Origin of the sequence: Thioalkalivibrio sp. ALE25, from assembly GCF_000377285.1 — a bacterium.
Classification (GTDB): domain Bacteria; phylum Pseudomonadota; class Gammaproteobacteria; order Ectothiorhodospirales; family Ectothiorhodospiraceae; genus Thioalkalivibrio.
Genome location: NZ_KB897938.1, coordinates 1 through 24401, shown reverse-complemented (window position 1 = coordinate 24401; position 24401 = coordinate 1). Strand labels below are relative to the sequence as shown.

Below are 24401 nucleotides of genomic sequence, written 5' to 3'. Positions count from 1 at the left end.
AAACAGCGATGGGCTTCGAGCGCATGGGTGTCGAAGCCGCTCAGATCACGTAGGCGAACATCAGGACCAGCAGGCCGATGATCATCACGAACGCATAGTGGTAGAGGAAGCCGGACTGCATGTGGCGAATGCGCGCGGCGATCCAGCCGACCGAGCGCGCGGTCCCGTTGACCAGCAGCCCGTCGATGATCAGCGCGTCCCCGTAGCGCCACAGCGCGCGGCCCAGGCGAACAGTCCCGCCCGCGAAGAACCAGTCATTGAAGCGGTCGAAGCCATACTTGTCCTCGAGGATGCGCACGCCCAGCTTCAGCCGTTCGGCGATCACGCCCGGCAGCTCGGGCCGCTTCATGTACAGGTACCAGGCCGTCGCCAGGCCGGCCATCGCCAGCCAGAACGCGGGCAGCATCAGGCCGTGCAGGACGAAGCCGATCACCCCGGTGTAGGTCTCGCCCTTGGTCGCCAGCACGTCCTGCTCCGGCAGCACGAACAGGCTGTCGGCGAAGAAGTCGCCGAACAGCATCGGGCCGATGAAGTAGCCGGCCACCACCGACGGGATCGCCAGCAGCACCAGCGGAACGGTCACCACCCACGGCGATTCCTTCGGCTGCAGCGGTCCGTGGTGATGATCGTCACCATGTTCGTCGTCGTGGTCATCGCCATGGTCAGGCATGTACTTGTGCGCCTGGTCATAGCGCTCTTCGCCATGGAACACCATGAAGAACATGCGGAAGGTGTACAGCGCGGTCACGAACACCCCGGCCAGGACCAGCCAGTAGGCGAACGTCGCCCCCGGGATCTGCGAGTACCCGACCGCCTCGATGATCGCGTCCTTGGAGAAGAAGCCGGAGAAAAACGGGAACCCGATCAGCGCCAGCGAACCGATCAGCGCGGTCACGTAGGTGACCGGCATGTGCCGGCGCAGCCCGCCCATCGCACGCATGTCCTGCAGGTGGTGCATCGCGATGATCACCGAGCCCGCGGCCAGGAACAGCAGCGCCTTGAAGAAGGCGTGCGTCATCAGGTGGAACAACCCGGCGGCGTAGGCCGAGGCCCCCAGCGCCACGGTCATGTAGCCGAGCTGCGACAGCGTCGAATACGCGACCACGCGCTTGATGTCGTTCTGCACGAGCCCGATCAGGCCCATGAAGAACGCGGTGATCGCCCCGATGATCAGGATGAACGACAGCGCCGGAACGGAGAACTCGTACAGGGGCGACATGCGCGCCACCATGAAGATACCCGCGGTCACCATGGTCGCCGCGTGGATCAGCGCGGAGATCGGGGTCGGGCCCTCCATGGAGTCCGGAAGCCAGACGTGCAGTGGCACCTGGGCGGACTTACCCATCGCACCGATGAACAGGAAGATCAGCGCCAGGTCCAGCAGACCGAAGGTCCAGCCCGGCCAGATGGTGATGGTCGCATCCCGCATCGACTCGGCTTCGGCAAACACCTCGGTGTAGTTCAGGCTGCCGGCGTAGAACACCAGGGCGGCGATCCCGATCAGGAACCCGAAGTCCCCCACCCGGTTCACGATGAACGCCTTCATGTTGGCGTAGATCGCGGTCGGGCGCTTGTACCAGAAGCCGATCAGCAGGTAGGAGACCAGACCCACAGCCTCCCAGCCGAAGAACAGCTGCATGAAGTTGTTCGCCATCACCAGCATCAGCATGGAGAAGGTGAACAGCGAGATGTAGGCGAAGAAGCGCTGGTAACCCGGGTCGTCCTGCATGTAGCCGATGGTGTAGATGTGCACCATCAGCGAGACGAAGGTGACCACCAGCATCATCATCGCGGTCAGGTTGTCGACCAGGAACCCGACCTCGAACTGGATGCCGTCGGAGACCATCCAGGTGTAGACGGTCTCGTTGTAGACCCCGGCATCCCCGAACACGTGGGCCCAGAACACCACCACGGACAGGATGAACGAGATCGCCACCCCCAGGATGGTGACGCTGTGCGCGCCGGTACGCCCGATCTGGCGGCCGAAAAGTCCGGCGGCGATCGCGCCGAACAGCGGCGCCAGAACGATAAGCAGATAGATCGTATCCATGGCCCGTTATCCCTTCATTGCGTCCATGTCCTGGACGTTGATGGTTCCGCGGTTACGGAACAGCAACACCAGGATGGCGAGGCCGATGGCCGCCTCGGCCGCGGCGACGGTCAGGATGAAGAACACGAACACCTGGCCCGCGAGGTCCTGCAGGAAGAACGAGAAGGCGATGAAGTTGATGTTGACCGCGAGCATCATCAGCTCGATGCACATCAACAGCACGATCACGTTTTTCCGATTCAGGAAGATCCCGGCCACGCTGATGGAAAACAAAAGCGCGGCCAGCACCAGGTAGTGCTCTAGCGTAATCATGTTCTAGCCCTGAGTTCTTTCGGGGGCGGCGTCCGCCCCCGGTGTCCGGGTCCCGCCGCGCGCGGCCGGGATCCCCGATTGGGATTGCACTCGGTTTGCCTACTTGGATTCGTCCTTGCCGCCCGGCGCGTCGGCCCCGGACCCCTGCCCACCCCGGCGCGGGGCCTTCTTCTTCTCCGACGCCATGGTGACCATGCGCACGCGACCCTCGCGCGAGACCGCCATCTGCTTGCCCGGATCGATGGACTTGTTGTCCGGACGCTTGCGCATGGTCAGCGAGATCGCGGCGATGATCGCGACCAGCAGGATCACCGCGGCAATCTCGAACGGATACACGTATTCGGTGTACAGGATCGCGCCCAGGGCCTCGGTATTGGCGTACTCGGGCCCGGCGCGTTCCGGGACGTCCATGGTGATGTAGCGGGTGATCACCAGCACCAGCACGGTGGCCATGGCCAGCGCGACCACGATGCCCACCGGCAGGTACTCGGTGAAGCCCTCGCGCAGCTTGGCCAGGTTGATGTCCAGCATCATCACCACGAACAGGAACAGCACCATCACCGCGCCGACGTACACCAGCACCAGCACGATACCGAGGAACTCGGCCTCCGCCAGCAACCACAGGGCGGCGGCCGCCACGAAACACAGCACCAGGAACAGCGCCGCATGTACCGGGTTGCGCACACTGATCATGGCCAGCGCGCCGCCCAGCAGGATCGCGCCGAACAGATAGAAAAGGACGAGCTCGAAGGTCATGAGGCGTTCCCTGCGTTACCGGTAGGGGGCATCGACCGCGCGCGCCTGCGCGATCTCTTTTTCGAAGCGATCACCAATGGCCAGGAGCTTGTCCTTGGTCATGATCTGCTCGCCCCGGTTCTCGAAGTGGTACTCGAAGATGTGCGTCTCGACGATGGAATCCACCGGGCAGGCCTCCTCGCAGAAGCCGCAGAAGATGCACTTGAACAGGTCGATGTCATAGCGCGTGGTGCGGCGCGTGCCGTCGGCGCGCTCCTCGGAATCGATGGTGATCGCCAGCGCCGGGCAGACCGCCTCGCACAGCTTGCAGGCGATGCAGCGCTCTTCCCCATTGGGGTAGCGGCGCAGGGCATGCAGGCCCCGGAAACGCGGCGACATCGGAGTCTTCTCGTCCGGGTACTGCACGGTGAACTTGCGACTCAGCAGGTAGCGCCCGGTCAGGCGCAGCCCCAGCAGCAGCTCGAAGAACAGGAAACTCTTGAAGAAACGGCGCACGGCTTTCATCTCGAACTCCTCACGCGAACCACGGGCCGACGTTGAAGGCGACCAGCACGCCCTCGACGAACAACCAGACGATGGTCACCGGGATCAGGACCTTCCAGCCCAGGCGCATAATCTGGTCATAGCGATAGCGCGGGAAGGTGGCGCGGAACCACAGGAAGGCGAACAGGAAGATCGCGGTCTTGAACAGGAACCAGTGGATCCCGTGATCCAGCAACGAACCGATCACCGGCAGATCGAAGGCGGCCGCCGGCAGGATCCCCTGGAACGGCGACAGCCAGCCGCCGAGGAACAGGATCGCGGTCAGCGCCGAGATCAGGATCATGTTGGCATATTCCGCGAGGAAGAACACCGCGAACGCCATGCCCGAGTATTCCACATGGAAACCCGCGACGATCTCGGACTCGCCTTCCGCGACGTCGAACGGGGCGCGGTTGGTCTCCGCGATCCCGGAGATGAAATACACGAAGAACATCGGCAGCAGCGGGAGCAGGAACCAGTGGTACATGCTCCCCGACTGCGCCTCGATAATCCCGCCCACGTTCAGGGTACCGGCGGCCATCAGCACCCCGACCAGGGCAAAGCCCATCGCGATCTCGTAGGACACCAGCTGCGCGGCCGAACGCAGCGAACCCAGCAGCGCGTATTTCGAGTTCGAGGCCCAGCCGGCGATGATGATGCCGTACACACCCAGCGAGGTCAGCGCCAGCAGGTACAGGAGTCCGGCATTCACATCCGCCAGCGCCCCGCCCTCGAAGAACGGCACCACCGCCCAGGCGGCCAGGGCCGGGGCGATCGTCAGTACCGGCGCGCTTAGGAACAGAAAGCGGTTGGCGTTGGTCGGGAGGATGACCTCCTTGGTCAGCAGCTTCAGCGCATCCGCGATCGGCTGCAGCCAGCCCCGCGGGCCGACCCGGTTCGGGCCCACCCGCACGTGGGCGTAGCCGATCACCTTGCGCTCGGCAAAGGTGGTGTAGGCCACGGCCAGCATCAGCGGGATCACGATCAACTGAATGCCGATCAGGATCTGCATCACGGTTGGCAGGCTGTAGAAGAGGTTCATCATCCAGTCGAACATGTCTTAAGTCCCTCAGGCCCGCGCCAGCGCGACCGTGGTGTTCGGCAGGCCGAGGGCCCCCATCGCCGCGGAGCCCGCGAAGGTCACGGCCAGGCCCGGCGGTACCGAATCGTCCAGCAACAGGGTCAGTTCCGTCTCGGCCTTGCCCTGACGCAGCCGCACGCGACTGCCGTGGTCATGCCCGCCGGCGGAGTCGGGGTGCACCAGCACGCTCTCCGCCAGTTGCCCCTCGGGGCTGGCCTGCAACGGCTCGGCGCGGCGCAGCAGCGGATCGCCGCTGTAGAGAGCGGCCGCCTGCACGCGCAGAAGGCCCTCGCCGCTGCCGGCCTCGGGCAGCTCCACATGCACCTTGTTCAGGTTGACGCCCGTGTCGAAGCTGGCATCGGCCAGCTGCCCCTTCAGCTCGTCCCGCACGGCAGGCGAGTCGAGATAATCGAAGCCGGCCTGCTCCATCAGATTGCCCAGCACACGCCACACCTTCCACCCGGGGCGCGCGTCATCCGGCGTGCGCGCGGCGGCGCGGAAGCTCTGCCAGCGACCCTCGGCGTTCACGAAGGTCCCGGAGTGCTCGAAGCTGGTGGCGATCGGCAGCAGAACATCGGCGACCGCCTCGAGGTCCTCGTTCGCGAAACTGGTCAGCGCGACGACCAGCCCGGCCTGTTGCAGGGCCGCGCGGAAGGCCACCGGGTCGGCGCCGTCACGCCCCGGCTCGAGCCCGGCGATCACGAAGGCGTCGCGGCCCTGTTCCAGCATCGCGGCGGCATCGGCGCCGGCAGTCTCCAGCTCGCGGCCGGCCGGACCGCGATGCGGCAGTACACCCGCGAGCCACGCGCCCCCGGCATTGGCGCCCTGCGGGAGGTAGCCCAGGCTCGCCCCGGTATGCTTGGCGATCCAGCCGGCCAGGGCCCGCAACGTGGAGAAGGCCGGCCCCTGCATCGCGGCAGCCCCGAGCAGGACGTGACCCTGCTTCGCGTCCAGCAGGGCCCGCGCGGCGCGTTCGAAGGCCTCGCGCGTGGCGGGGTCGTCGGTCTCGGCCGCCTTGACGACCTTTTCCAGCTTCTTCGGCAGCGCCTTGCCGGCCGCGGCGATCTGTCCGGCGACCCCGGCCAGCGCCAGCACCTGGTCGTGCGCGTCACCGACCAGCTGGGCCTGCACTGGATAGGTCAGATCCAGCAGCATGTCGTTGATCAGGCTGACCCGGGCACCACGCGAGGCGGCCTTGCGCAGGCGGTGCGCAATCAGCGGCTGCTCGCGACGCGGGTTGCTGCCGACCAGCAGGACGCCATCGGCGTTTTCCAGATCGCCGATCGCGGCACCCAGATAGGGGAACAGCGGCGCTGCGGCCTCGTCGCGGAAATCGCGCTGGTTCACGCGGTGATCGATATCGGTCACACCCATGCCGCGCAGCACCTTCTGCGCGAGATAGTGCTCCTCCAGCGAGAGCGAAGGCGACAACAGGGCGCCGATGCGCTCCGGAGCGACCTCTTTGAGGCCCTCGACCGCATAGCTCAGCGCGGTCTCCCAGGAGACCTCCTGCCACTGGCCATCGACCTTGATGCGCGGACGGGTCAGGCGATCCTCGGCGTACAGGCCCGTGTAGCTGAAACGGTCGCGGTCGGAGATCCAGGTCTCGTTGACGGCCTCGTTCTCCCGCGGGACCACGCGCATCGCGCGGCCGTCATCGGTATGCAAAAACAGGTTGGAGCCCACGGCATCGTGCGGGGCAATGGTGGCGGCCTGGGCATATTCCCAGGCACGCGCGCCATAGCGCGACGGCTTGGCGGTCAGCGCGCCCACCGGGCACAGGTCGATCACGTTGCCCGACAGCTCGTGGGCGACGGTCTTCTCGACGTAGGTGCCGATGCGCATGTGCTCGCCGCGCCCGGTCGCCCCCAGCTCGCGCACCCCGGCGATCTCCTCGCCGAAGCGCACACAGCGGGTGCAGTGGATGCAGCGGGTCATCTCGGTCTCGATCAGCGGACCGATGTCCTTGTCCTTCACCACGCGCTTGGCCTCGGTGTAGGTGGACACGCTCTCGCCGTAGCCCATGGCCACGTCCTGTAGCTCGCACTCGCCGCCCTGATCGCAGATCGGGCAATCCAGCGGGTGGTTGATCAGCAGGAACTCCATGGTCCCCTTCTGCGCGCGCAGCGCCAGCGGGGACTGGGTGTACACCTTCATCCCGTCCATCACGGGCGTCGCACAGGCCGGCAGCGGCTTCGGCGCCTTCTCCACCTCCACCAGGCACATGCGGCAGTTGGCCGCCACCGACAACTTCTTGTGATAGCAGAAGCGCGGGATGCGGATATCGGCATCATCGGCGACGTCGATGAGCATGGCGCCCTTGGGCGCCTCCACCGTACGGCCGTCAATCTCGATGCTGACCAGATCCTGTTTCTGATCCTGACTCATGCTCGATTCCTGATGCGATGGCGCGGTAGAGCGTCAGGCGGCGTCTGCCACCGGGCTCCGGCCGTGCTGGATGTAGTATTCGAATTCGTGGCGGAAGTGCTTGACGAAGCTGCGCACTGGCATGGCCGCGGCGTCACCCAGGGCGCAGATGGTGTGCCCCTCGATCTTGCTCGCCACGTCGTCCAGGCGTTCCAGGTCCTCGGGACGGCCCTGGCCTTCCACGATGCGGGTCAGCATGCGGTAGAGCCAGCCGGTCCCCTCGCGGCAGGGCGTGCACTGGCCGCAGGACTCGGAGAAGTAGAAACGCGAGATGCGCTGCAGGGCCTTGACCATGTCGGCGGTCTCGTCCATCACGATCACCGCGCCGGAACCCAGCATGGAGCCGGCATGGGCGATGGAGTCGAAGTCCATGTTGGCCTGCAGCATCACGTCGCCCGGGACCACCGGCACCGAGGAGCCGCCCGGGATCACCGCCTTCAGCTTGCGGCCGTTCAGCACCCCGCCGGCCATCTCGAGGAGATCCTTGAACGGCGTGCCCAGCGGGATCTCGTAGTTGCCCGGCTTGTTCACATGCCCGGAGACGGAGAACAGCTTCTCGCCACCCGACTTGGGCACGCCGAGATCCGCGAACCACTGGCCACCATTCCGAATGATGGACGGGATGGACGCCAGCGACTCGGTGTTGTTGATCGTGGTCGGCTTGCCGTACAGACCGAAGTTGGCCGGGAACGGCGGCTTGAAGCGCGGCTGGCCCTTCTTGCCCTCCAGCGACTCCAGCAGGGCCGTCTCCTCGCCACAGATGTAGGCGCCCGCGCCCAGCGACGGGTGGAGATCGAAGTCGACCCCGGACCCGAAGATGTCCTTGCCCAGATAGCCGGCCTCGTAGGCCTCTTTCAGCGCCGCGGTGAAGCGCGTGTTCACCTCGTCCATGAACTCGCCGCGCATGTAGTTGTAGCCCACGGTCGCGCCAATCGCGTAGCCGGCGATCGCCATGCCCTCGATCAGGGCATGCGGGTTGTACATCAGGATCTCGCGGTCCTTGCAGGTGCCCGGTTCGGACTCGTCCGAGTTGCACACGATGTACTTCTGCCCGGGGGTATTGCGCGGCATGAACGACCACTTGAGCCCGGTCGGGAAGCCCGCCCCGCCGCGGCCGCGCAGGTTGGAGGTCTTGACCTCCTCGATCACGTCCTCGGGGGCCATCTTGCCCTTGTAGACCTTCTCCAGCGCCTGATAGCCGCCGACGCTCTTGTAGGTCTCGAGCGAGGCCGGATCGTCCAGGTAGCGGGTCGCAAAGCAGATCTGGTTGGCCATGCTACTTCTCCAGACCGTCGAGGATCTCGTCGACCTTTTCAGGCGTGAGATTCTCGTAGTACTTGTGGTCCACCTGCATCATCGGGGCGCCGCAGCAGGCCGCCAGGCACTCCTCTTCCATCTTCAGGTAGAACTTGCCATCCGGCGTGCTCTCGCCGAGCTTGATGCCGAGCCGGTTCTCCAGGTGCTCGATGATCTGTTCCGAGCCGCGCAGCATGCAGGAGATGTTGTTGCACACCATGATGGTGTGCTTGCCGACCGGCTCCAGCTCGTACATCGAGTAGAACGAGCCCACCTCGTAGACCGCGATCGCCGGCAGGCCCAGGTAGTCGGCCACGGCGTCCATCTTCGCGGTGGAGAGATAGCCGTCCTCGTGCTGTACCGCGCGCAGGGCGCCCAGCACCGCGGAGCGCTTCTGATCCTCGGGATAGCGCGCCAGCCAGGCGTCGATCTCTTCGCGCTCGTGGTCGCTGAGCTCCACCTTCTTGCCGGCGGGCTTGTGGAAGGCGACGGTTTTCTGTTCGGCAGCCATCAGCGGTCGATCTCCCCGAATACGATGTCCTGGGTCCCGATAATGGCGACCACATCGGCCAGCATGTGGCCGCGCGCCATCTCGTCCAGCGCGGACAGGTGCACAAAGCCCGGCGGGCGAACCTTCAGGCGATAGGGCTTGTTGGAACCATCGGAGACCAGATACACCCCGAACTCGCCCTTCGGATGCTCCACCGCGGCGTAGGCCTCGCCTTCCGGCAGGCACATGCCCTCGGTGAACAGCTTGAAGTGGTGGATCAGGGCCTCCATGTCGGCCTTCATCTCCTCGCGCTTCGGCGGGGTGATCTTGTGATCCTCCAGCAGCACCGGGCCCGGGTTCTGGCGCAGCCAGTCCACGCACTGACGGATGATGCGGTTGGACTGGCGCATCTCCTCGATGCGCACCAGATAGCGGTCGTAGCAGTCGCCGTTGACGCCCACCGGGATATCGAAATCGAGGCGGTCATAGACCTCGTAGGGCTGCTTCTTGCGCAGGTCCCACTCGATCCCGGAGCCGCGCAGCATCGGACCGGTAAAGCCCAGCTGCTTGGCACGGTCGGGATCGACCACGCCGATGCCCACGGTGCGCTGCTTCCAGATCCGGTTGTCGGTCAGCAGGGTCTCGTATTCGTCCACGCAGCCGGGGAAGCGCTCGGTGAAAGCCTCGATGAAGTCCAGCAGCGAGCCCTGGCGGATTTTATTCAGGTCATCCACCACTTCCTGGGATTTCCAGGAGGACGGCTGATACTTGGGCATCGTGCCCGGCAGGTCGCGCGCGACGCCGCCCGGACGGTAATAGGTCGCGTGCATGCGCGCACCCGAGACCGCCTCGTAGCAGTCCATCAGGTCCTCGCGCTCGCGGAAGGCATACAGGAACACCGCCATCGCGCCGATATCCAGCGCATGCGCACCCAGCCACATCAGGTGATTCAGGATGCGGGTGATCTCGTCGAACATTACCCGGATGTACTGCGCCCGCAGTGGGGCCTCGATGCCCAGCAGCTTCTCCATCGCCAGCACGTAGCCGTGCTCGTTGGCCATCATCGACACGTAGTCGAGACGGTCCATATAGCCGATGGACTGGTTGTAGGGCTTGCTCTCGGCGAGCTTCTCGGTGCCGCGATGGAGCAGACCGATATGCGGGTCGGCGCGCTGCACGACCTCGCCGTCCATCTCCAGCACCAGACGCAGCACGCCGTGGGCGGACGGATGCTGCGGCCCGAAGTTCAGGGTGAAGTTGCGAATCTCAGGCATTCTCGGCTCCTTCGCCCGGCTTCTCGCCCTCGCTATAGCGATGGTCGTCGCGGATCACCTTGGGCACCAGCACGCGGGGTTCGATGGTCACTGGCTGGTACACCACGCGCGCCTGTTCGGCGTCGTAACGCATCTCGACGTGGCCGATCAGCGGGAAGTCCTTGCGGAACGGGTGGCCGACAAAGCCGTAGTCGGTGAGGATGCGGCGCAGGTCCGGGTGCCCGGAGAACAGGATGCCGAACAGATCGAAGGCCTCGCGCTCGAACCAGTTGGCCGAGGCCCAGACCTCCACCAGCGACTCGATCTCGGGAAATTCCTCATCGTCCAGCCAGGCCCGCATGCGGACGCGGCGGTTGTGCGCCACCGACAGGAGGTGGGCCACCACGGTGAAGCGCGGCCCGTCCCAGTTGGAATCTTCCGGCGCGTCATCGAAGGTGAAGCGACCCGAGGTCGCAGCCTCGACTCCCCGGGAGAAGCCCGTATTGGTGGCGGAATCGGTACCCCACTCGTCCTGGCCGTATTCGAGGTAATCCACCCCGCACAGGTCGATCAGGATCTCGAAACCCAGCGCATCACGAAGCTTCTCGCCCGCCTCGCGCCAGGACCCGGGCGTGATATCGACGGTGATCTCGTCGTTCGCCTCGTGCAGGCTTTCCAGGGCATCGCCCAGTTCCGCCCGCAGGGCGTCGATCCAGTTGTCTTGTTCAGCCATCGGAAACCCCGGGTGCGTCAGCGCGCGATGGTGTTCGTGCGCCGGATCTTGTTCTGCAGCTGGATGATGCCGTAGAGCAGCGCCTCGGCCGTCGGCGGGCAACCCGGCACGTAGACATCCACCGGCACGATGCGGTCGCAGCCGCGCACGACGGCGTAGGAGTAGTGGTAGTACCCGCCCCCGTTGGCACAGGAGCCCATGGAGATCACCCAGCGTGGCTCGGGCATCTGGTCGTAGACCTTGCGCAGGGCCGGGGCCATCTTGTTGACCAGGGTGCCGGCGACGATCATCACGTCCGACTGGCGCGGACTGGGCCGGAAGATAATCCCGAAGCGGTCGAGGTCATAGCGCGCCGCGCCGGCGTGCATCATCTCCACCGCGCAGCACGCCAGGCCGAAGGTCATCGGCCACAGGGAGCCGGTACGGGCCCAGTTGATGAGCTTGTCCGCCGAGGTCGTGACGAAGCCCTTTTCAAGAACGCCTTCTATTCCCATTCCAGCGCCCCCTTCTTCCACTCGTAAATGAAACCGACCACCAGAATGACGAGAAACAGCGCCATCGCAAGAAGCCCGAACAGGCCAATGGTGTCTAGCGACACTGCCCACGGAAACAGGAAGGCGATCTCCAGATCGAAGATGATGAACAGGATCGCCACCAGGTAGAAGCGCACATCAAACTTGAGCCGCGAGTCCTCGAAGGCCTCGAAGCCGCACTCGTAGGGCGAGTTCTTGGCGGCGTCCGGCTTGCGCGGACCCACCGCCATACCGACGATCAGCGGTACGATCCCGATCACGATGCCCACTGCGATGAACAGCAGGATGGGTAGATAACCTTCCAGCATTTCTCTCTCCCGTACGCCGCCTCTGGCGGGCAGGTTCGCGAGGCGTCGCGTGGATCGGGCGCGCCGGCGAGCCGTTCAGCGTTGCTGGTTGAAAGCGCGGGTACGGACCGCCCTCGTGGAGACGAGACAGGACCGCACACCGGGCACGGAGTCTAGGTGATGCCCAAAAACGGTGTCAAGTATTCGTAATTTTATAAGACGCTGATTTTATTGTTATTTGGCCCGGGCACTCAGGAACAGAGAGCAACCCGGGCCATCCAGAATTTGGTGCAGATGGTGGGACTCGAACCCACACGGCTTGCGCCACTACCCCCTCAAGATAGCGTGTCTACCAATTCCACCACATCTGCCGTTTGGTACAGGTACCCGGGATCAGTCGGGCACGTCGGCCGGCCGGCCGGATTGCGGGGTATCGCCCGCGGGCTCCTGCCCCGGGACCACCTCGCGCGGAAGATCCGGCGGACCGTCACCTTCCTCTTCCATGGCCTCCATCTGGTCCAGCAGGCTCTCGGCCTCCGGGCTGGAGGCGGCCAGATAGGCCAGTGTCAGGCTGTTCAGGAAGAACACCACCGCCAGAAACGCGGTCGAACGGCTCAGAAAGTTGGCCGAACCGGCCGCCCCGAACACCGTTGCCGAAGCCCCGCTGCCGAAGGCGGCGCCGGCATCGGCCCCTTTGCCGTGCTGCATCAGGATCAGCGCGATCAGGCCGATCGAGACCGCGACCTGGACAACCAGGAGCAGGCCGTAAATCATGCTGCGACTCGCTCGCCCGCGGCACGGACGATGGCGGTGAACCCGTCGGCATCCAGCGAGGCGCCGCCGATGAGACCGCCGTCGATATCCTCCAGCGCCAGCAGCCCGGATGCATTGTCGGCCTTCATGCTGCCGCCGTAGAGAATGCGCAGCTCCGCGGCGATGCGCGGGTCGCGGCCGGCGACGCGATTACGGATGAAGGCATGCACCTCCTGGGCCTGTTCCGGCGTGGCGGTCAGCCCGGTGCCGATCGCCCAGACCGGCTCGTAGGCCACCACGGCACTGGCGAAGGCCTCGACCCCGGCCGCGCCCAGCACCGCATCCAGCTGCTCGGCCACGACGCTCTCGGTACGGCCACCCTCGCGGTCGTCCTTCTGCTCGCCGACACACAGGATCGGAATCAGGCCGGCCGCCTGGGCCGCAACGAATTTCGCGGCCACCCAGGCACTGTCCTCGTTCTGCCGCTCACGGCGCTCGGAGTGCCCGACGATCACGTAACGGCAGCCGACCTCGGCCAGCATGGCGCCGGCCAGTTCGCCGGTGTAGGCGCCCTTCTCTTGGTCCGAGCAATCCTGGGCACCCACCGCAATGGGGCCGCCCGAGAGGTCGTCGGCGATTTCGGCGAGGTAGACCGCGGGCGGACACACCGCCACGTCCACGCCCCGGATATCGCCCAGGCTGCCCTTCAGGGCGCTCAGGAGCGCGCGGTTCGCGTCCCGCGAACCGTTCATCTTCCAGTTTCCGGCGACCAGCGGCGTGCGCATGCGGATCTTCCTCCTGCGGTCGGACGCACCCCATGGATAGACGGGGTCCGATCATGATGATTAGAGCGGCGGGATGTTACCGGCGCACCGGGAGCAAATCAACCAAGCCGGCACGCGCCACGCCGGCGGCGCCCGGCGCGGGGTGACGCAGGGAGAGCCGCCCGCGGGCGCCGAGGGCGTCAGATCGCCGCGCGGATACTGTCGGCGATGCGCTCAGCGGCCGAGCGGGTCTCGTTCGCGTCCTCGCCCTCGACCATCACCCGCACCAGCGGTTCGGTACCCGAGGGACGCAGCAGCACTCGGCCGCGCTGGCCCAGCTGGCCCTCGACCGCGGCAACCTCCGCGCGTACCGGCTCGGCCTCCAGGCAGCCCGAAGCGGCACCGCTGACGGGCACATTGATCAGGCACTGCGGGAGCTTGGGGATCGCACCGGCCAGCGCCGACAGCGGCTGGCCGGTGCGATGCATCAGGTGGGCGACCTGCAGCGCCGCGACCGTGCCATCACCGGTCGTGGTGTGCTCGAGGCAGACGATGTGGCCCGACCCCTCGCCACCCAGGGTCCAGTCGCGACGCCGGAGCTCCTCCAGCACGTAGCGATCCCCGACCTTCGCGCGCACGAACGGGATGCCGGCGCCATTCAGGGCCTGCTCCAGGCCGAGGTTGGTCATCAGCGTCCCGACCACCCCACCATCGAAGCCCCCGCTCTGCTGCCGCGCCAGCGCCAGGATGCCGAGGATCTGATCGCCGTCCACGACCGTGCCATCGGCATCGGCCAGGATCACGCGGTCACCATCGCCGTCCAGGGCAATCCCGAGGTCCGCCCCGCTGGCGCGCACCTGCGCCGCCACCTTCTCGGGGTACAGGGCGCCCACGCCCTCGTTGATGTTGTAGCCGTCAGGACTCGCGCCAAGGATCTCGACACGGGCGCCCAGCTCCTCGAATACATGCGGGGAGACGTTGTAGGTGGCCCCATGGGCGCAGTCGATCACCACCTTCATGCCGCGCAACTCGGAGCGCGCCGGGATGGCGCTCTTGCAGAACTCCACATAGCGCCCGGCCGCATCGCTGATGCGCACGGCCTTGCCCAGTCGCGCCGCGTCGATCGGCTGCGCCGGCTGATCCAGGCGCGCCTCGATCGCGGCCTCGGTCGCATCCGGCAGCTTGTCGCCCTCGGGCGTGAAGAACTTGAACCCGTTGTCGTGGAACGGGTTGTGCGAGGCACTGATCACGATGCCCGCGGTCGCACGGAAGGTATGGGTCAGGTAGGCGATCGCGGGCGTGGGCATCGGCCCCAGCAGCGCGACATCCAGCCCGGCGGCCGACAGCCCGGCCTCCAGCGCCGACTCGAACATGTAGCCGGACACCCGCGTGTCCTTGCCCACCAGCACCGGGCCCTGGCGCTGGCCGTTCTCGCCCAGCACCTCGCCCACGGCATACCCCAACCGCAGCGCAAACTCCGGCGTCATGGGCCACTCGCCGGTGCGCCCGCGAATCCCGTCCGTCCCGAAATACTTGCCCATCAGTTCCCTCGATTGTCCTGCTCTTCGCCGCCATCCGGCCGCAACTCCGAGTATAGCGCCAGCGCGTCGCGGGTCGCCGAGACGTTGTGCACACGCAGGACACGCGCCCCGGCCTGCGCCGCCAGCATCGCCGCCACGGCACTCCCCGGGTCCCGCTCGGCGACCGGGCGATCCCCCAGCAACTGGCCGATCATCGATTTGCGCGAAACGCCGACCAGCAACGGCAGGCCGGCCCCGGCCAGATGCGGCAGGCCACGAAACAGGGCGACGTTGTGCGCCAGGGTCTTGCCAAAGCCGAACCCCGGGTCCAGCAGGATCTGGCCTCGCGGCACGCCGGCGGCCCGCAATTCGCGCACCCGCTGGTCCAGAAAGGCCGCGATCTCGGTCACCACGTCGTCATAATGCGGCGCACGCTGCATCGACTGCGGCTCGCCCTGCATATGCATCGCGCAAAGCGCCACGCCATCCTCGCGCGCCGCCTCGACCGCCGCCTCCAGGGCCCCCTCGGCTCGGAAGCCGTTGACGTCGTTGAGCAACCCGGCGCCGGCCGCGACCGCCTCGCGCATCAACGCCGGCTTCATCGTATCCACGGACAGCGGCACACCGATTTCCGCGTGCAGCGCCTCGATCACCGGCAGCACCCGGCGGCGCTCCTCCTCCAGTGGTACCGGCTCCGCGCCGGGACGCGTGGACTCACCCCCCACATCGAGGAGATCCGCCCCCTCCGCGACCATGGCGCGGGCGCGCGCCAGGGCCTCTTCGACCCGGGCATATTGCCCGCCATCGGAGAACGAGTCCGGGGTCACATTGAGGATACCCATGATGCGTGGCCGCCCCAGGTCCAGGCGGCGCGCTCCGCATTGCAGCACGGGTGCATCGGTCGGCACGATCATTCTCCTTTGCTACCAACGAAAAAGGCCGCCAGGAAAGGGCCTGGCGGCCTGGGTTCGACGCGTCGGCGGGGGCCCCGCTCAGGACTGCGGCGCGGGCCCGCCTACAACACCCTTGTTGTCGTCGTCATCGCGACCTTCGGAGCCGTCACCCGAGCCACTGGCGTCGGACTCCTCGCCGGCCTGCGCGGTACCGCCGGGGCCGCCGCCGCTGTCCCAGTCGGCGGGTTCGCGGGGTTCGCGCCCGGCCATGATGTCCTCGATCTGCTTGTCGTCGATGGTCTCGTACTTCACTAGTGCCTGGGCCATCGCATGCAGCTTGTCGATGTTGTCCACCAGGATCTGCTTCGCGTGCTGGTAATTCGTGTCGATGATCTGGCGCACCTCGGCGTCGATCTCGCGCGCGGTCTCGTCGGACATCGGCTTGGACTTGCCCATCTGCCCGCCCAGGAAGGGATGCCCCTCTTCCTCGCCGTAGTCCAGCGGGCCCAGCTTGTCCGACAGGCCCCACTTGGTGACCATATTGCGCGCGATCTGGGTGGCACGCTCGATGTCGTTGGAGGCCCCGGTGGTCACCTTGTCGTGGCCGAAGATGATCTCTTCCGCCAGCCGCCCGCCGAACAGGCTCGCCAGCTGGCTTTCCAGACGCGTCTTCGAGTGGCTGTAGCGGTCTTCCTCCGGCAGGAACATGGTCACCCCGAGGGCGCGCCCGCGCGGGATGATGCTGACCTTGTACACCGGGTCATGCTCCGGCACCGTCAGGCCGACGATCGCATGCCCGGCCTCGTGATAGGCGGTCAGCTTCTTCTCGTCCTCGGACATCACCATGGACTTGCGCTCGGCACCCATCATGATCTTGTCCTTGGCGCGCTCGAAGTCGGACATATCCACCAGGCGCTTGTTGGCCCGGGCCGCGAACAACGCCGCCTCGTTGACCAGGTTGGCCAGATCCGCCCCGGAGAAGCCCGGCGTACCGCGGGCAATCAGGTCCGGGCGCACATCCTCCGCGATCGGGGTCTTCTTCATGTGGACCTTGAGGATCTGCTCGCGGCCGCGCACGTCCGGCGGCGGCACCACCACCTGGCGGTCGAAGCGGCCCGGGCGCAGCAGCGCCGGGTCCAGCACGTCCGGGCGGTTGGTCGCGGCGATCACGATGACCCCCTCGGTGCCCTCGAAGCCGTCCATCTCGACCAGCAGCTGGTTCAGCGTCTGCTCGCGCTCGTCGTGACCACCGCCCATGCCGGCGCCGCGCTGGCGACCGACCGCATCGATCTCGTCGATGAAGATAATGCAGGGAGCGTGCTTCTTGGCCTCGGAGAACATGTCGCGCACGCGCGAGGCGCCCACGCCGACGAACATCTCGACGAAGTCGGAACCGGAGATGCTGAAGAACGGCACCTTGGCCTCGCCGGCGATGGCCTTGGCCAGCAGCGTCTTGCCGGTACCCGGAGAGCCCACCATCAGCACCCCGCGCGGGATCTGGCCGCCGAGTTTCTGGAACTTGGACGGGTCGCGCAGGAAGTCCACCAGTTCGGTGACCTCTTCCTTGGCCTCGTCGCAGCCGGCCACGTCACCGAAGCCGACCTTGACCTGGTCCTCCGACATCAGCTTGGCCTTGGACTTGCCGAAGGACATCGCGCCCTTGCCGCCGGCGCCACCGCCCTGCATCTGGCGCATGAAGTAGATCCACACGGCGATCAGCAGCAGGATCGGGAACCAGCTGATCAGGATGCTCATCAGCAGGGAACGCTCGGCCTCCTCGTGGGCATTGACCTCCACATTGTTCTGCAGCAGGTCGCCGATCAGGCCCGGGTCGTTCGGATTCACCGTGGTGAATCGCTGGCCTTCCAGCGTGGTGCCCTCGATCTTCTCGCCCTTGATGGTCACGTTATCCACGCGACCGCCCTGCACATCGCGGATGAACTCGGAGTAGGTAATGCTCCGCACATCCTGCGTCTGCTGCTGTGGGCCGAAGTTGTTGAAGACAGACATCAGGACGACGGCAATCACCGCCCAGATGATCAGGTTCTTGGCCAGACCGTTCAAAACGACACCTCGAAAAACATCAATCGTCAGTTGCAGGCAGCTTTACACATCCCGGGGCTCGCGTGCCAATACATACACTTCCCGTGACCGAGGCCGCGAGGCCTTCGGTTTGCGCACCTTGACCGAGCGAAACCGGCGGCGCACCTCGGCCAGGTAGGCATCGGAACCTTCGCCCTGAAACAGCTTGACCAGAAAAGCCCCCCGGGGGTTCAGAATCTGGGTGGCCAACTCCAGCGCCAGTTCACACAGATGGATGGAACGCGGCTGATCCACGGCATCCGTACCGGTCAGGTTGGGGGCCATATCGGAAAGCACAAGGTCGGCCGGCTCGTCCCCGAGCGCGCTCAGGATCGCATCCAGCACGGCGTCCTCGCGGAAGTCGCCGGTCACGATCTCCGCGCCCGGCACGGGATCCATGGGCAGGATATCGGTCGCGACCAGGACCCCTTTGCGCCCGATTTTCTGCGCGGCGTACTGGGTCCAGCCGCCCGGCGCCGCACCCAGGTCCACCACGCGCATCCCGGGCTTCAGCAGCCGGTCGCGCTCGTCGAGCTCCTGCAGCTTGTAGACCGCGCGCCCGCGGTAGCCCTCCTGCTGGGCCCGCTGGACGTAGGGGTCATCGAAATGTTCCTTCAGCCAGCGCTGGCTGGAGCGGCTACGCTTGGGCATGCCCGATCCTTGCGCCGGCACTCGGCGTGCTACAATTTTGGCTTTCCAACACCGAAAAACGGCCTCCCGTGAATCTGACCGACGCGCAACGCCGCCACCTGCGCAGCCTCGCCCATCCCCGCAAACCCGTCGTGACCATTGGCCGCAACGGGCTGACCGACGCGGTGCTGGCGGAACTGGAACTGGCGCTCACCCACCACGAACTGGTCAAGATCAAGGTGAATATCGGGGATCGCGAGGCCCGCAACGGGGCCGTCGAGGAACTGTGCGAGCGCACCGGCGCCGAGCGGATTCAGCGCATCGGTCATGTCGCCACCCTGTTCCGGCGCAACCCGGAGGACCCGAAGGTCTCGCTGGACCCGGCCTGACAGCCGGATACGGCGGCGTCAGTTGACGTAGCGGACCTCCAGGATCTCGTACTCCGTCTCCCCGCCCGGGGCCTGCACGGTGACCACATCGCCCTCTTCCTTACCGATCAGCGCCCGCGCGATTGGGGAAGACACCGAGATCATGTTGTTCTTGATGTCGGCCTCGTCCTCGCCCACGATCTTGTAGGTCACCTGGCGCCCGTCCTCGGTCGCCTCCAGCACCACCGTGGTGCCGAACACGACCTTGCCGGTCTGCGGCAGGGCCGTGACGTCGATGATTTGGGCATTGGAGAGCTTCGCCTCCAGCTCTCGGATGCGGCCCTCGATGAAGCTCTGCTGCTCGCGCGCGGCGTGATACTCGGCGTTCTCCTTGAGGTCACCATGCTCGCGCGCCTCGGAGATCGCGTTGACCACGCGCGGGCGGTCCTCGCCCTTCAGCTTCTTCAGCTCTTCCTTCATCTTTTCCGCGCCAGTCACGGTCAAGGGCGTCTTGTTCATGCGCTTTTCCCTCCGAGATTTTCCTGGTGGAGGTCCTGCAGCCGGAAGACGTCGTTCGCCCCCAGATGATCCAGGGCCTGCACGGTGGCCTTGGCCCCAGCAATGGTGGTGGTATAGCCCACCTTGTGCATCAGCGCCTCGCGGCGGATGGTGTAGGAGTCGGAGGTCGACTGCTTGCCCTCCACGGTGTTGATGATGAAGCTGATCTCGTCGTTCTTGATCATGTCCACGATATGCGGACGACCCTCGGTGACCTTGTTCACGCGGGTCACCGCGATCCCGGCCTCCTCCAGCACGTTCGCCGTGCCCCGGGTGGCCAGAACCTCGAAACCCAGCTCGACCAGGCGGCGCGCGACTTCACCCACCAGCGGCTTGTCGATCTCGCGCACGGACACGAAGGCCTTGCCGGTGGACGGCAGCAGCACGCCCGCCCCCAGCTGGCTCTTGGCGAAGGCCTCGGCGAAGCTGCGACCGACCCCCATCACCTCGCCGGTGGACTTCATCTCCGGCCCCAGGATCGGGTCCACGCCCTGGAACTTGGCGAACGGGAACACCGATTCCTTTACCGAGTAGTAATCGGGGTAGACCGCATCGCCCACGCCCTGCTCGGGCAGGGTCTGCCCGGCCATGCAGCGGGCGGCAATCTTGGCCAGCGGCCGGCCGACGCTCTTGGAGACATACGGCACGGTGCGCGAGGCGCGCGGATTGACCTCCAGCACGTAGATATCGTCGCCCTTGATCGCGAACTGGGTGTTCATCAGGCCGACGACCTTGAGCCCCAGCGCCATCTTGCGCACCTGCTCGACCATCTCGTCCTGTAGCGCCATCGACAGCGAGAACGGCGGCAGCGAACAGGCCGAGTCGCCCGAGTGCACGCCGGCCTGCTCAATGTGTTCCATGATCCCGCCGATGATCACGTTCTCGCCATCCGAGATGGCATCGACATCGACCTCGATCGCGTCATCCAGGAAACGATCCAGCAGCACCGGGGCATCGTTGGAGACGGACACCGCGTTCTGCATGTAGCTGCGCAGGTCCTCGCGGTCGCGCACGATCTCCATCGCGCGGCCACCGAGCACGTAGGACGGACGCACCACCAGTGGGTAGCCGATCTCGTCGGCCAGCTTCTCCGCCTCTTCCTCGCTGCGCGCGGTGCGGTTCGGCGGCTGCTTGAGTCCCAGCTTGTTCAGCAGGGCCTGGAAGCGTTCGCGGTCCTCGGCCAGGTCGATCGAGTCCGGGCTGGTGCCGATAATCGGCACCCCGGCCGCCTCGAGATCCCGCGCCAGCTTCAGCGGGGTCTGCCCGCCGTACTGCACGATCACGCCGGCCGGGTTCTCGGTCGCCACGACCTCCAGCACGTCCTCCAGGGTCAGCGGCTCGAAGTACAGCCGATCCGAGGTGTCATAGTCGGTGGAGACGGTCTCCGGGTTGCAGTTGACCATGATGGTCTCGTAGCCATCCTCGCGCATCGCCAGCGCCGCGTGCACACAGCAGTAGTCGAACTCGATGCCCTGGCCAATACGGTTCGGCCCGCCGCCCAGGACCATGATCTTCTGTTTGTCGGTCGGTTCCGCCTCGTTCTCCTCTTCGTACGATGAGTACATATAGGCGGTGGTGGTCGCGAACTCGGCCGCGCAGGTATCCACCCGCTTGTACACCGGGCGCACGCCCAGGCCGTGGCGGTGCTTGCGCACGGCCTTTTCCGTCTCGTTGAGGATCGTCGCCAGGCGCAGGTCGGAGAAGCCGCGCTGCTTCAGGCGGTACATCTCCTCGGCCTTGATGTCGCCCAGGATGCGGTCGCGCAGGCCCTTCTCGACGTCCACCAGTTCCTGGATCTGGGCCAGGAACCAGGGGTCGATCGCGGTCAGGTCGAAGATGTCCTGGATCGAGAAGCCGGCGCGGAAGGCGTCGGCCACGTACAGCACCTGCTCCGGGCTGGGGTTGGCGAGCCGGGTGCGCAGCTGATCGACCACGTCGTCGGCATCCAGGTCAATGCGCTCGTCGAGACCGTCCATGCCGGTCTCCATCGAACGCAGCGCCTTCTGGAACGACTCCTGGAAGGTGCGGCCGATGGCCATCGCCTCGCCCACCGCCTTCATCTGCGTGGTCAGCCGCGCCTCGGCCTGCGGGAATTTCTCGAAGGTGAAGCGCGGGATCTTGGTGACCACGTAGTCGATAGACGGCTCGAACGAGGCCGGGGTCAGCCCGCCGGTGATCTCGTTTTTCAGCTCGTCGAGGGTGTAGCCCACCGCCAGCTTGGCCGCGACCTTGGCGATCGGGAAGCCGGTCGCCTTGGAGGCCAGCGCGGAGGAACGCGACACCCGCGGGTTCATCTCGATCACGATCATGCGCCCGTTCTCGGGGTTGATCGCGAACTGCACGTTGGAGCCGCCGGTTTCCACGCCGATCTTGCGCAGCACCGCCAGCGAGGCGTCGCGCATGATCTGGTATTCCTTGTCGGTCAGGGTCTGCGCCGGGGCCACAGTGATCGAGTCCCCGGTGTGGATGCCCATCGGGTCCAGGTTCTCGATGGAACAGATGATGATGCAGTTGTCCGCCTTGTCGCGGACCACCTCCATCTCGAACTCCTTCCAGCCCAGCGCCGATTCCTCCAGCAGCACCTGGTTCACCGGGGAGAGATCGAGCCCGTTCTTGACGATGTACTCGAACTCCTCGCGGTTGTAGGCGATACCGCCGCCCGAGCCGCCGAGGGTGAACGACGGGCGGATGATTACCGGGAAGCCGATCTGCGGCTGGATCTCCTGCGCCTCCTCCCAGGAGTGCGCGAGCATCGCGGTCGGGGTGTCCAGACCGATATCGGCCATGGCCGCCTTGAAGTGGTCGCGGTCCTCGGCCATGTCGATCGCCGCCTCGTTGGCGCCGATCATCTCCACCCCAAACTTCTCGAGCACGCCTTCCCGCGAAAGGTCCAGCGCGCAGTTCAGCGCGGTCTGACCGCCCATGGTCGGCAGCACCGCATCCGGGCGCTCCTTCTCGATGATCTTGGCGACCGTCTCCCACTCCACCGGCTCGATGTAGGTGGCATCCGCCATCTCCGGATCGGTCATGATGGTCGCCGGATTGGAGTTCACCAGGATCACCCGGTAACCCTCCTCGCGCAGGGCCTTGCAGGCCTGGGCGCCGGAGTAGTCGAACTCGCAGGCCTGACCGATCACGATCGGGCCGGCCCCGAGGATCAGGATGCTCTGGATGTCGGTACGCTTGGGCATGTGACGGCTCTCGCAGGCTGTCGATATCGGAAATTCGGGAGGAGGAGCTTTAGCGACGCGCGGCGCGCATCATCTCGACGAAGTCGTCGAACGCCGGGGACACGTCGTGGGGGCCCGGGCTGGCTTCGGGGTGTCCCTGCAGGCTGAAGGCCGGGCAGTCGGTGCGGGCGATCCCCTGCAGCGTGCCGTCGAACAGCGACCGGTAAGTCGGCGTCAGCGTATCGGGCAGGTTGTCCTCGTCGATCGCAAAGCCGTGATTCTGCGACGAGATCATCACCCGCCCGCTTTCCTCGTGGCGGATCGGGTGGTTCGCCCCGTGATGGCCGAACTTCATCTTCACGCTCTTGCCGCCGCTGGCAATGCCCAGCAGTTGGTGCCCGAGGCAGATACCGAACAGCGGCAGCTTGCGCTCGCAGATGTCGCGGATCGCATCGATCGCGTAGGTGCAGGGCTCCGGGTCGCCCGGGCCATTGGACAGGAACACGCCGTCCGGCTTGAGCTCCATCACCTCGTCCACCGGCGTCTCGGCCGGGACCACGGTCACCCGGCAGCCACGATCCGCCAGCATGCGCAGGATGTTCTGCTTCATGCCGAAGTCGTAGGCCACCACATGATATTCGGCATTCTCGGGGTCGACCCGCGCCGGCTCCTCGCCCAGCTGCCAGGTCCCTTCCAGCCACTCATAGCGGTTGCGCGTGGTGACCTCGCGCGCCAGATCCATCCCCTTGATACCGGGGAACTCGCGCGCCGCTTCCAGGGCCGCGGCCTCGTCCACCTCGCCGGCCTGGATGCACCCGTTCAGCGCGCCCTTCTCGCGCAGGATCCGGGTCAGCTTGCGGGTATCGATCCCGCTTATCGCCACGATGCCGTGACGCAGCAGGTAGTCCGGCAAGGATTCGCGCGAGCGCCAGTTGGACACCAGCGGCGGCAGGTCGCGGATGATCAGCCCGGCCGCATGGGCGCGGGCGGATTCATCGTCCTCCGGGTTGGTGCCGGTGTTGCCGATATGCGGATAGGTCAGCGTGACCATCTGCCGGTGGTAGGAGGGATCCGTCAGGATCTCCTGATAACCGGTCATCGCGGTGTTGAACACCACCTCGCCAACCGTCTGGCCCTGGGCGCCAATCGCCTGACCATGAAACACAGTGCCATCTTCCAGGACGAGCAGAGCGGGCGCGGACACGGGGACCTCCGGATGGTCTGGGTCGGGGCCGCCAGGCGGTTCGCCGGCGGCGGTACTGCGATCGATTCGGGTCTTTGACCCGGCCTCGCCCGCACCGTTTCAACAGGGACGGGACCCTGTTCTGGACAACGGTTCGGTGCTCGCGGGACGGGTACGGATACGCCTTCAAGTGTACGCGAGCGCCGCGCGCGGCGTCCAACGAGATGCCCGCTTGCGACGTCATCCGCCTCTCCGCTCCAGCCCGGCGATCCCTCATTCTATGCCGTTGATGGCTGGCCCCCGTTCGTCGCCTGGTGTTTCACCTGCCTTCGGTCCGCCGCCTGCCTCGTGGTGGCTGGTCCTGGTTCAGCATCCGGTGTTTACGGTGCCTTCGGTCCGCATACTGCCTGGCGCTGACTCGCCAGCGCGCCCCGAGGTCCTTTCTTGCTTGCCCAAGAAAGTGAACCGTACCGACTTTTCCGGAGGCTCTGATCCTTGGGAGGATAGAGCGATGAGTGAGACGACACGGTATAGCCCGGAGGTCCGGGAACGGGCGGTGCGGTTGGTGTGGGAACACCAGGAGGAGTATTCGTCGCAGCATGCGGCGATCCAGTCGATTGCACCGAAGATTGGCTGCACGGGCGAGACGCTGCGGCTGTGGGTCCGCCGCGCGGAGCGCGAGCGGGACGATGCCTCGGCGTTGTCGGATAACGAACGGGCACGCCTGAAGGCGCTGGAGC

General features: G+C 66.0%; 23 protein-coding genes and 1 tRNA gene. 2 read left to right on the top strand and 22 right to left on the bottom strand.

Translation table 11 applies throughout. From position 1 onward, the window contains the following. Positions 1-40: 40 nt before the first annotated feature. The 19 genes from nuoL to rlmE form a co-directional block, all read right to left on the bottom strand. Positions 41-2050 carry an NADH-quinone oxidoreductase subunit L gene (gene nuoL, locus C996_RS0112655; protein WP_018867797.1) on the bottom strand — a complete coding sequence of 670 codons (2010 nt, stop codon included), beginning with the start codon at positions 2048-2050 and terminating at the stop codon, positions 41-43. Between the two features lie 6 nt (positions 2051-2056). After that, entirely contained in the window at positions 2057-2362 is a 306-nt protein-coding gene (gene nuoK / locus C996_RS0112650; protein WP_018141813.1) for an NADH-quinone oxidoreductase subunit NuoK, read from the bottom strand. Positions 2363-2461: 99 nt separating this feature from the next. Further along, positions 2462-3118, bottom strand: coding sequence for an NADH-quinone oxidoreductase subunit J (locus tag C996_RS0112645; RefSeq protein ID WP_018867796.1), 657 nt, complete (start codon positions 3116-3118; stop codon positions 2462-2464). A gap of 15 nt (positions 3119-3133) precedes the next feature. Continuing rightward, positions 3134-3622 carry an NADH-quinone oxidoreductase subunit NuoI gene (gene nuoI, locus C996_RS0112640; protein WP_018141815.1) on the bottom strand — a complete coding sequence of 163 codons (489 nt, stop codon included), beginning with the start codon at positions 3620-3622 and terminating at the stop codon, positions 3134-3136. A gap of 10 nt (positions 3623-3632) precedes the next feature. After that, positions 3633-4697, bottom strand: coding sequence for an NADH-quinone oxidoreductase subunit NuoH (nuoH, locus tag C996_RS0112635; RefSeq protein ID WP_018867795.1), 1065 nt, complete (start codon positions 4695-4697; stop codon positions 3633-3635). A gap of 12 nt (positions 4698-4709) precedes the next feature. Next, on the bottom strand, positions 4710-7109 hold the full coding sequence (nuoG, locus tag C996_RS0112630) for an NADH-quinone oxidoreductase subunit NuoG (RefSeq protein WP_018867794.1): 2400 nt from the start codon (positions 7107-7109) through the stop codon (positions 4710-4712). 33 nt (positions 7110-7142) lie between these two features. Then, positions 7143-8423 carry an NADH-quinone oxidoreductase subunit NuoF gene (gene nuoF / locus C996_RS0112625; protein ID WP_018867793.1) on the bottom strand — a complete coding sequence of 427 codons (1281 nt, stop codon included), beginning with the start codon at positions 8421-8423 and terminating at the stop codon, positions 7143-7145. Position 8424: 1 nt separating this feature from the next. After that, a complete protein-coding gene (nuoE, locus tag C996_RS0112620) occupies positions 8425-8955 on the bottom strand; it encodes an NAD(P)H-dependent oxidoreductase subunit E (RefSeq protein WP_018867792.1) in 531 nt (176 codons plus the stop codon). Beyond that, complete coding sequence (locus tag C996_RS0112615) at positions 8955-10208, bottom strand: NADH-quinone oxidoreductase subunit D (protein WP_017941350.1); 1254 nt, start codon at positions 10206-10208, stop codon at positions 8955-8957. Before C996_RS0112615 ends, nuoE begins: the two co-directional genes overlap by 1 nt. Then, entirely contained in the window at positions 10201-10920 is a 720-nt protein-coding gene (locus C996_RS0112610) for an NADH-quinone oxidoreductase subunit C (protein ID WP_018867791.1), read from the bottom strand. Before C996_RS0112610 ends, C996_RS0112615 begins: the two co-directional genes overlap by 8 nt. A gap of 17 nt (positions 10921-10937) precedes the next feature. Continuing rightward, entirely contained in the window at positions 10938-11414 is a 477-nt protein-coding gene (locus C996_RS0112605; protein ID WP_012982122.1) for an NADH-quinone oxidoreductase subunit B family protein, read from the bottom strand. Beyond that, the gene (locus tag C996_RS0112600) at positions 11405-11761 is read right to left on the bottom strand and encodes an NADH-quinone oxidoreductase subunit A (protein WP_017941353.1); all 357 of its coding nucleotides are present in this window, start codon (positions 11759-11761) and stop codon (positions 11405-11407) included. Before C996_RS0112600 ends, C996_RS0112605 begins: the two co-directional genes overlap by 10 nt. A 265-nt stretch (positions 11762-12026) precedes the next feature. Then, positions 12027-12111: transfer RNA gene (locus C996_RS0112595), tRNA-Leu, on the bottom strand. A 22-nt stretch (positions 12112-12133) separates the two neighbouring features. Beyond that, entirely contained in the window at positions 12134-12514 is a 381-nt protein-coding gene (gene secG, locus C996_RS0112590; RefSeq protein ID WP_018867790.1) for a preprotein translocase subunit SecG, read from the bottom strand. After that, positions 12511-13278, bottom strand: a complete 768-nt coding sequence (gene tpiA / locus C996_RS0112585; protein WP_018867789.1) for a triose-phosphate isomerase — start codon at positions 13276-13278, stop codon at positions 12511-12513. The genes secG and tpiA overlap by 4 nt, the downstream gene beginning before the upstream one ends. Positions 13279-13457: 179 nt before the next feature. Then, complete coding sequence (gene glmM / locus C996_RS0112580) at positions 13458-14798, bottom strand: phosphoglucosamine mutase (RefSeq protein WP_018867788.1); 1341 nt, start codon at positions 14796-14798, stop codon at positions 13458-13460. Continuing rightward, a complete protein-coding gene (gene folP, locus C996_RS0112575) occupies positions 14798-15691 on the bottom strand; it encodes a dihydropteroate synthase (RefSeq protein ID WP_018867787.1) in 894 nt (297 codons plus the stop codon). Before folP ends, glmM begins: the two co-directional genes overlap by 1 nt. A 78-nt stretch (positions 15692-15769) precedes the next feature. Beyond that, positions 15770-17734, bottom strand: a complete 1965-nt coding sequence (gene ftsH / locus C996_RS0112570; RefSeq protein WP_018867786.1) for an ATP-dependent zinc metalloprotease FtsH — start codon at positions 17732-17734, stop codon at positions 15770-15772. Between the two features lie 42 nt (positions 17735-17776). Next, entirely contained in the window at positions 17777-18403 is a 627-nt protein-coding gene (gene rlmE / locus C996_RS0112565; RefSeq protein ID WP_018867785.1) for a 23S rRNA (uridine(2552)-2'-O)-methyltransferase RlmE, read from the bottom strand. A 68-nt stretch (positions 18404-18471) separates the two neighbouring features. Here rlmE and yhbY point away from each other — a divergent pair, with 68 nt between their 5' ends. Further along, the gene (yhbY, locus tag C996_RS0112560; RefSeq protein ID WP_018867784.1) at positions 18472-18771 is read left to right on the top strand and encodes a ribosome assembly RNA-binding protein YhbY; all 300 of its coding nucleotides are present in this window, start codon (positions 18472-18474) and stop codon (positions 18769-18771) included. 18 nt (positions 18772-18789) lie between these two features. Here the strand turns inward: yhbY and greA are convergent, their stop codons facing one another. The 3 genes from greA to carA are packed head-to-tail and all read right to left on the bottom strand — an operon-like array spanning position 18790 to position 23682. Next, positions 18790-19269 (bottom strand): transcription elongation factor GreA, encoded by a 480-nt coding sequence (gene greA / locus C996_RS0112555; RefSeq protein ID WP_018867783.1) that lies wholly within the window; start codon positions 19267-19269, stop codon positions 18790-18792. Next, positions 19266-22499 (bottom strand): carbamoyl-phosphate synthase large subunit, encoded by a 3234-nt coding sequence (gene carB / locus C996_RS0112550; RefSeq protein ID WP_018867782.1) that lies wholly within the window; start codon positions 22497-22499, stop codon positions 19266-19268. The genes greA and carB overlap by 4 nt, the downstream gene beginning before the upstream one ends. A 49-nt stretch (positions 22500-22548) precedes the next feature. Beyond that, positions 22549-23682 carry a glutamine-hydrolyzing carbamoyl-phosphate synthase small subunit gene (gene carA, locus C996_RS0112545; RefSeq protein WP_018867781.1) on the bottom strand — a complete coding sequence of 378 codons (1134 nt, stop codon included), beginning with the start codon at positions 23680-23682 and terminating at the stop codon, positions 22549-22551. A gap of 490 nt (positions 23683-24172) precedes the next feature. Here carA and C996_RS0112540 point away from each other — a divergent pair. Beyond that, a partial coding sequence (locus C996_RS0112540; RefSeq protein ID WP_026279318.1) for a transposase occupies positions 24173-24401 on the top strand: 229 nt, incomplete at its 3' end.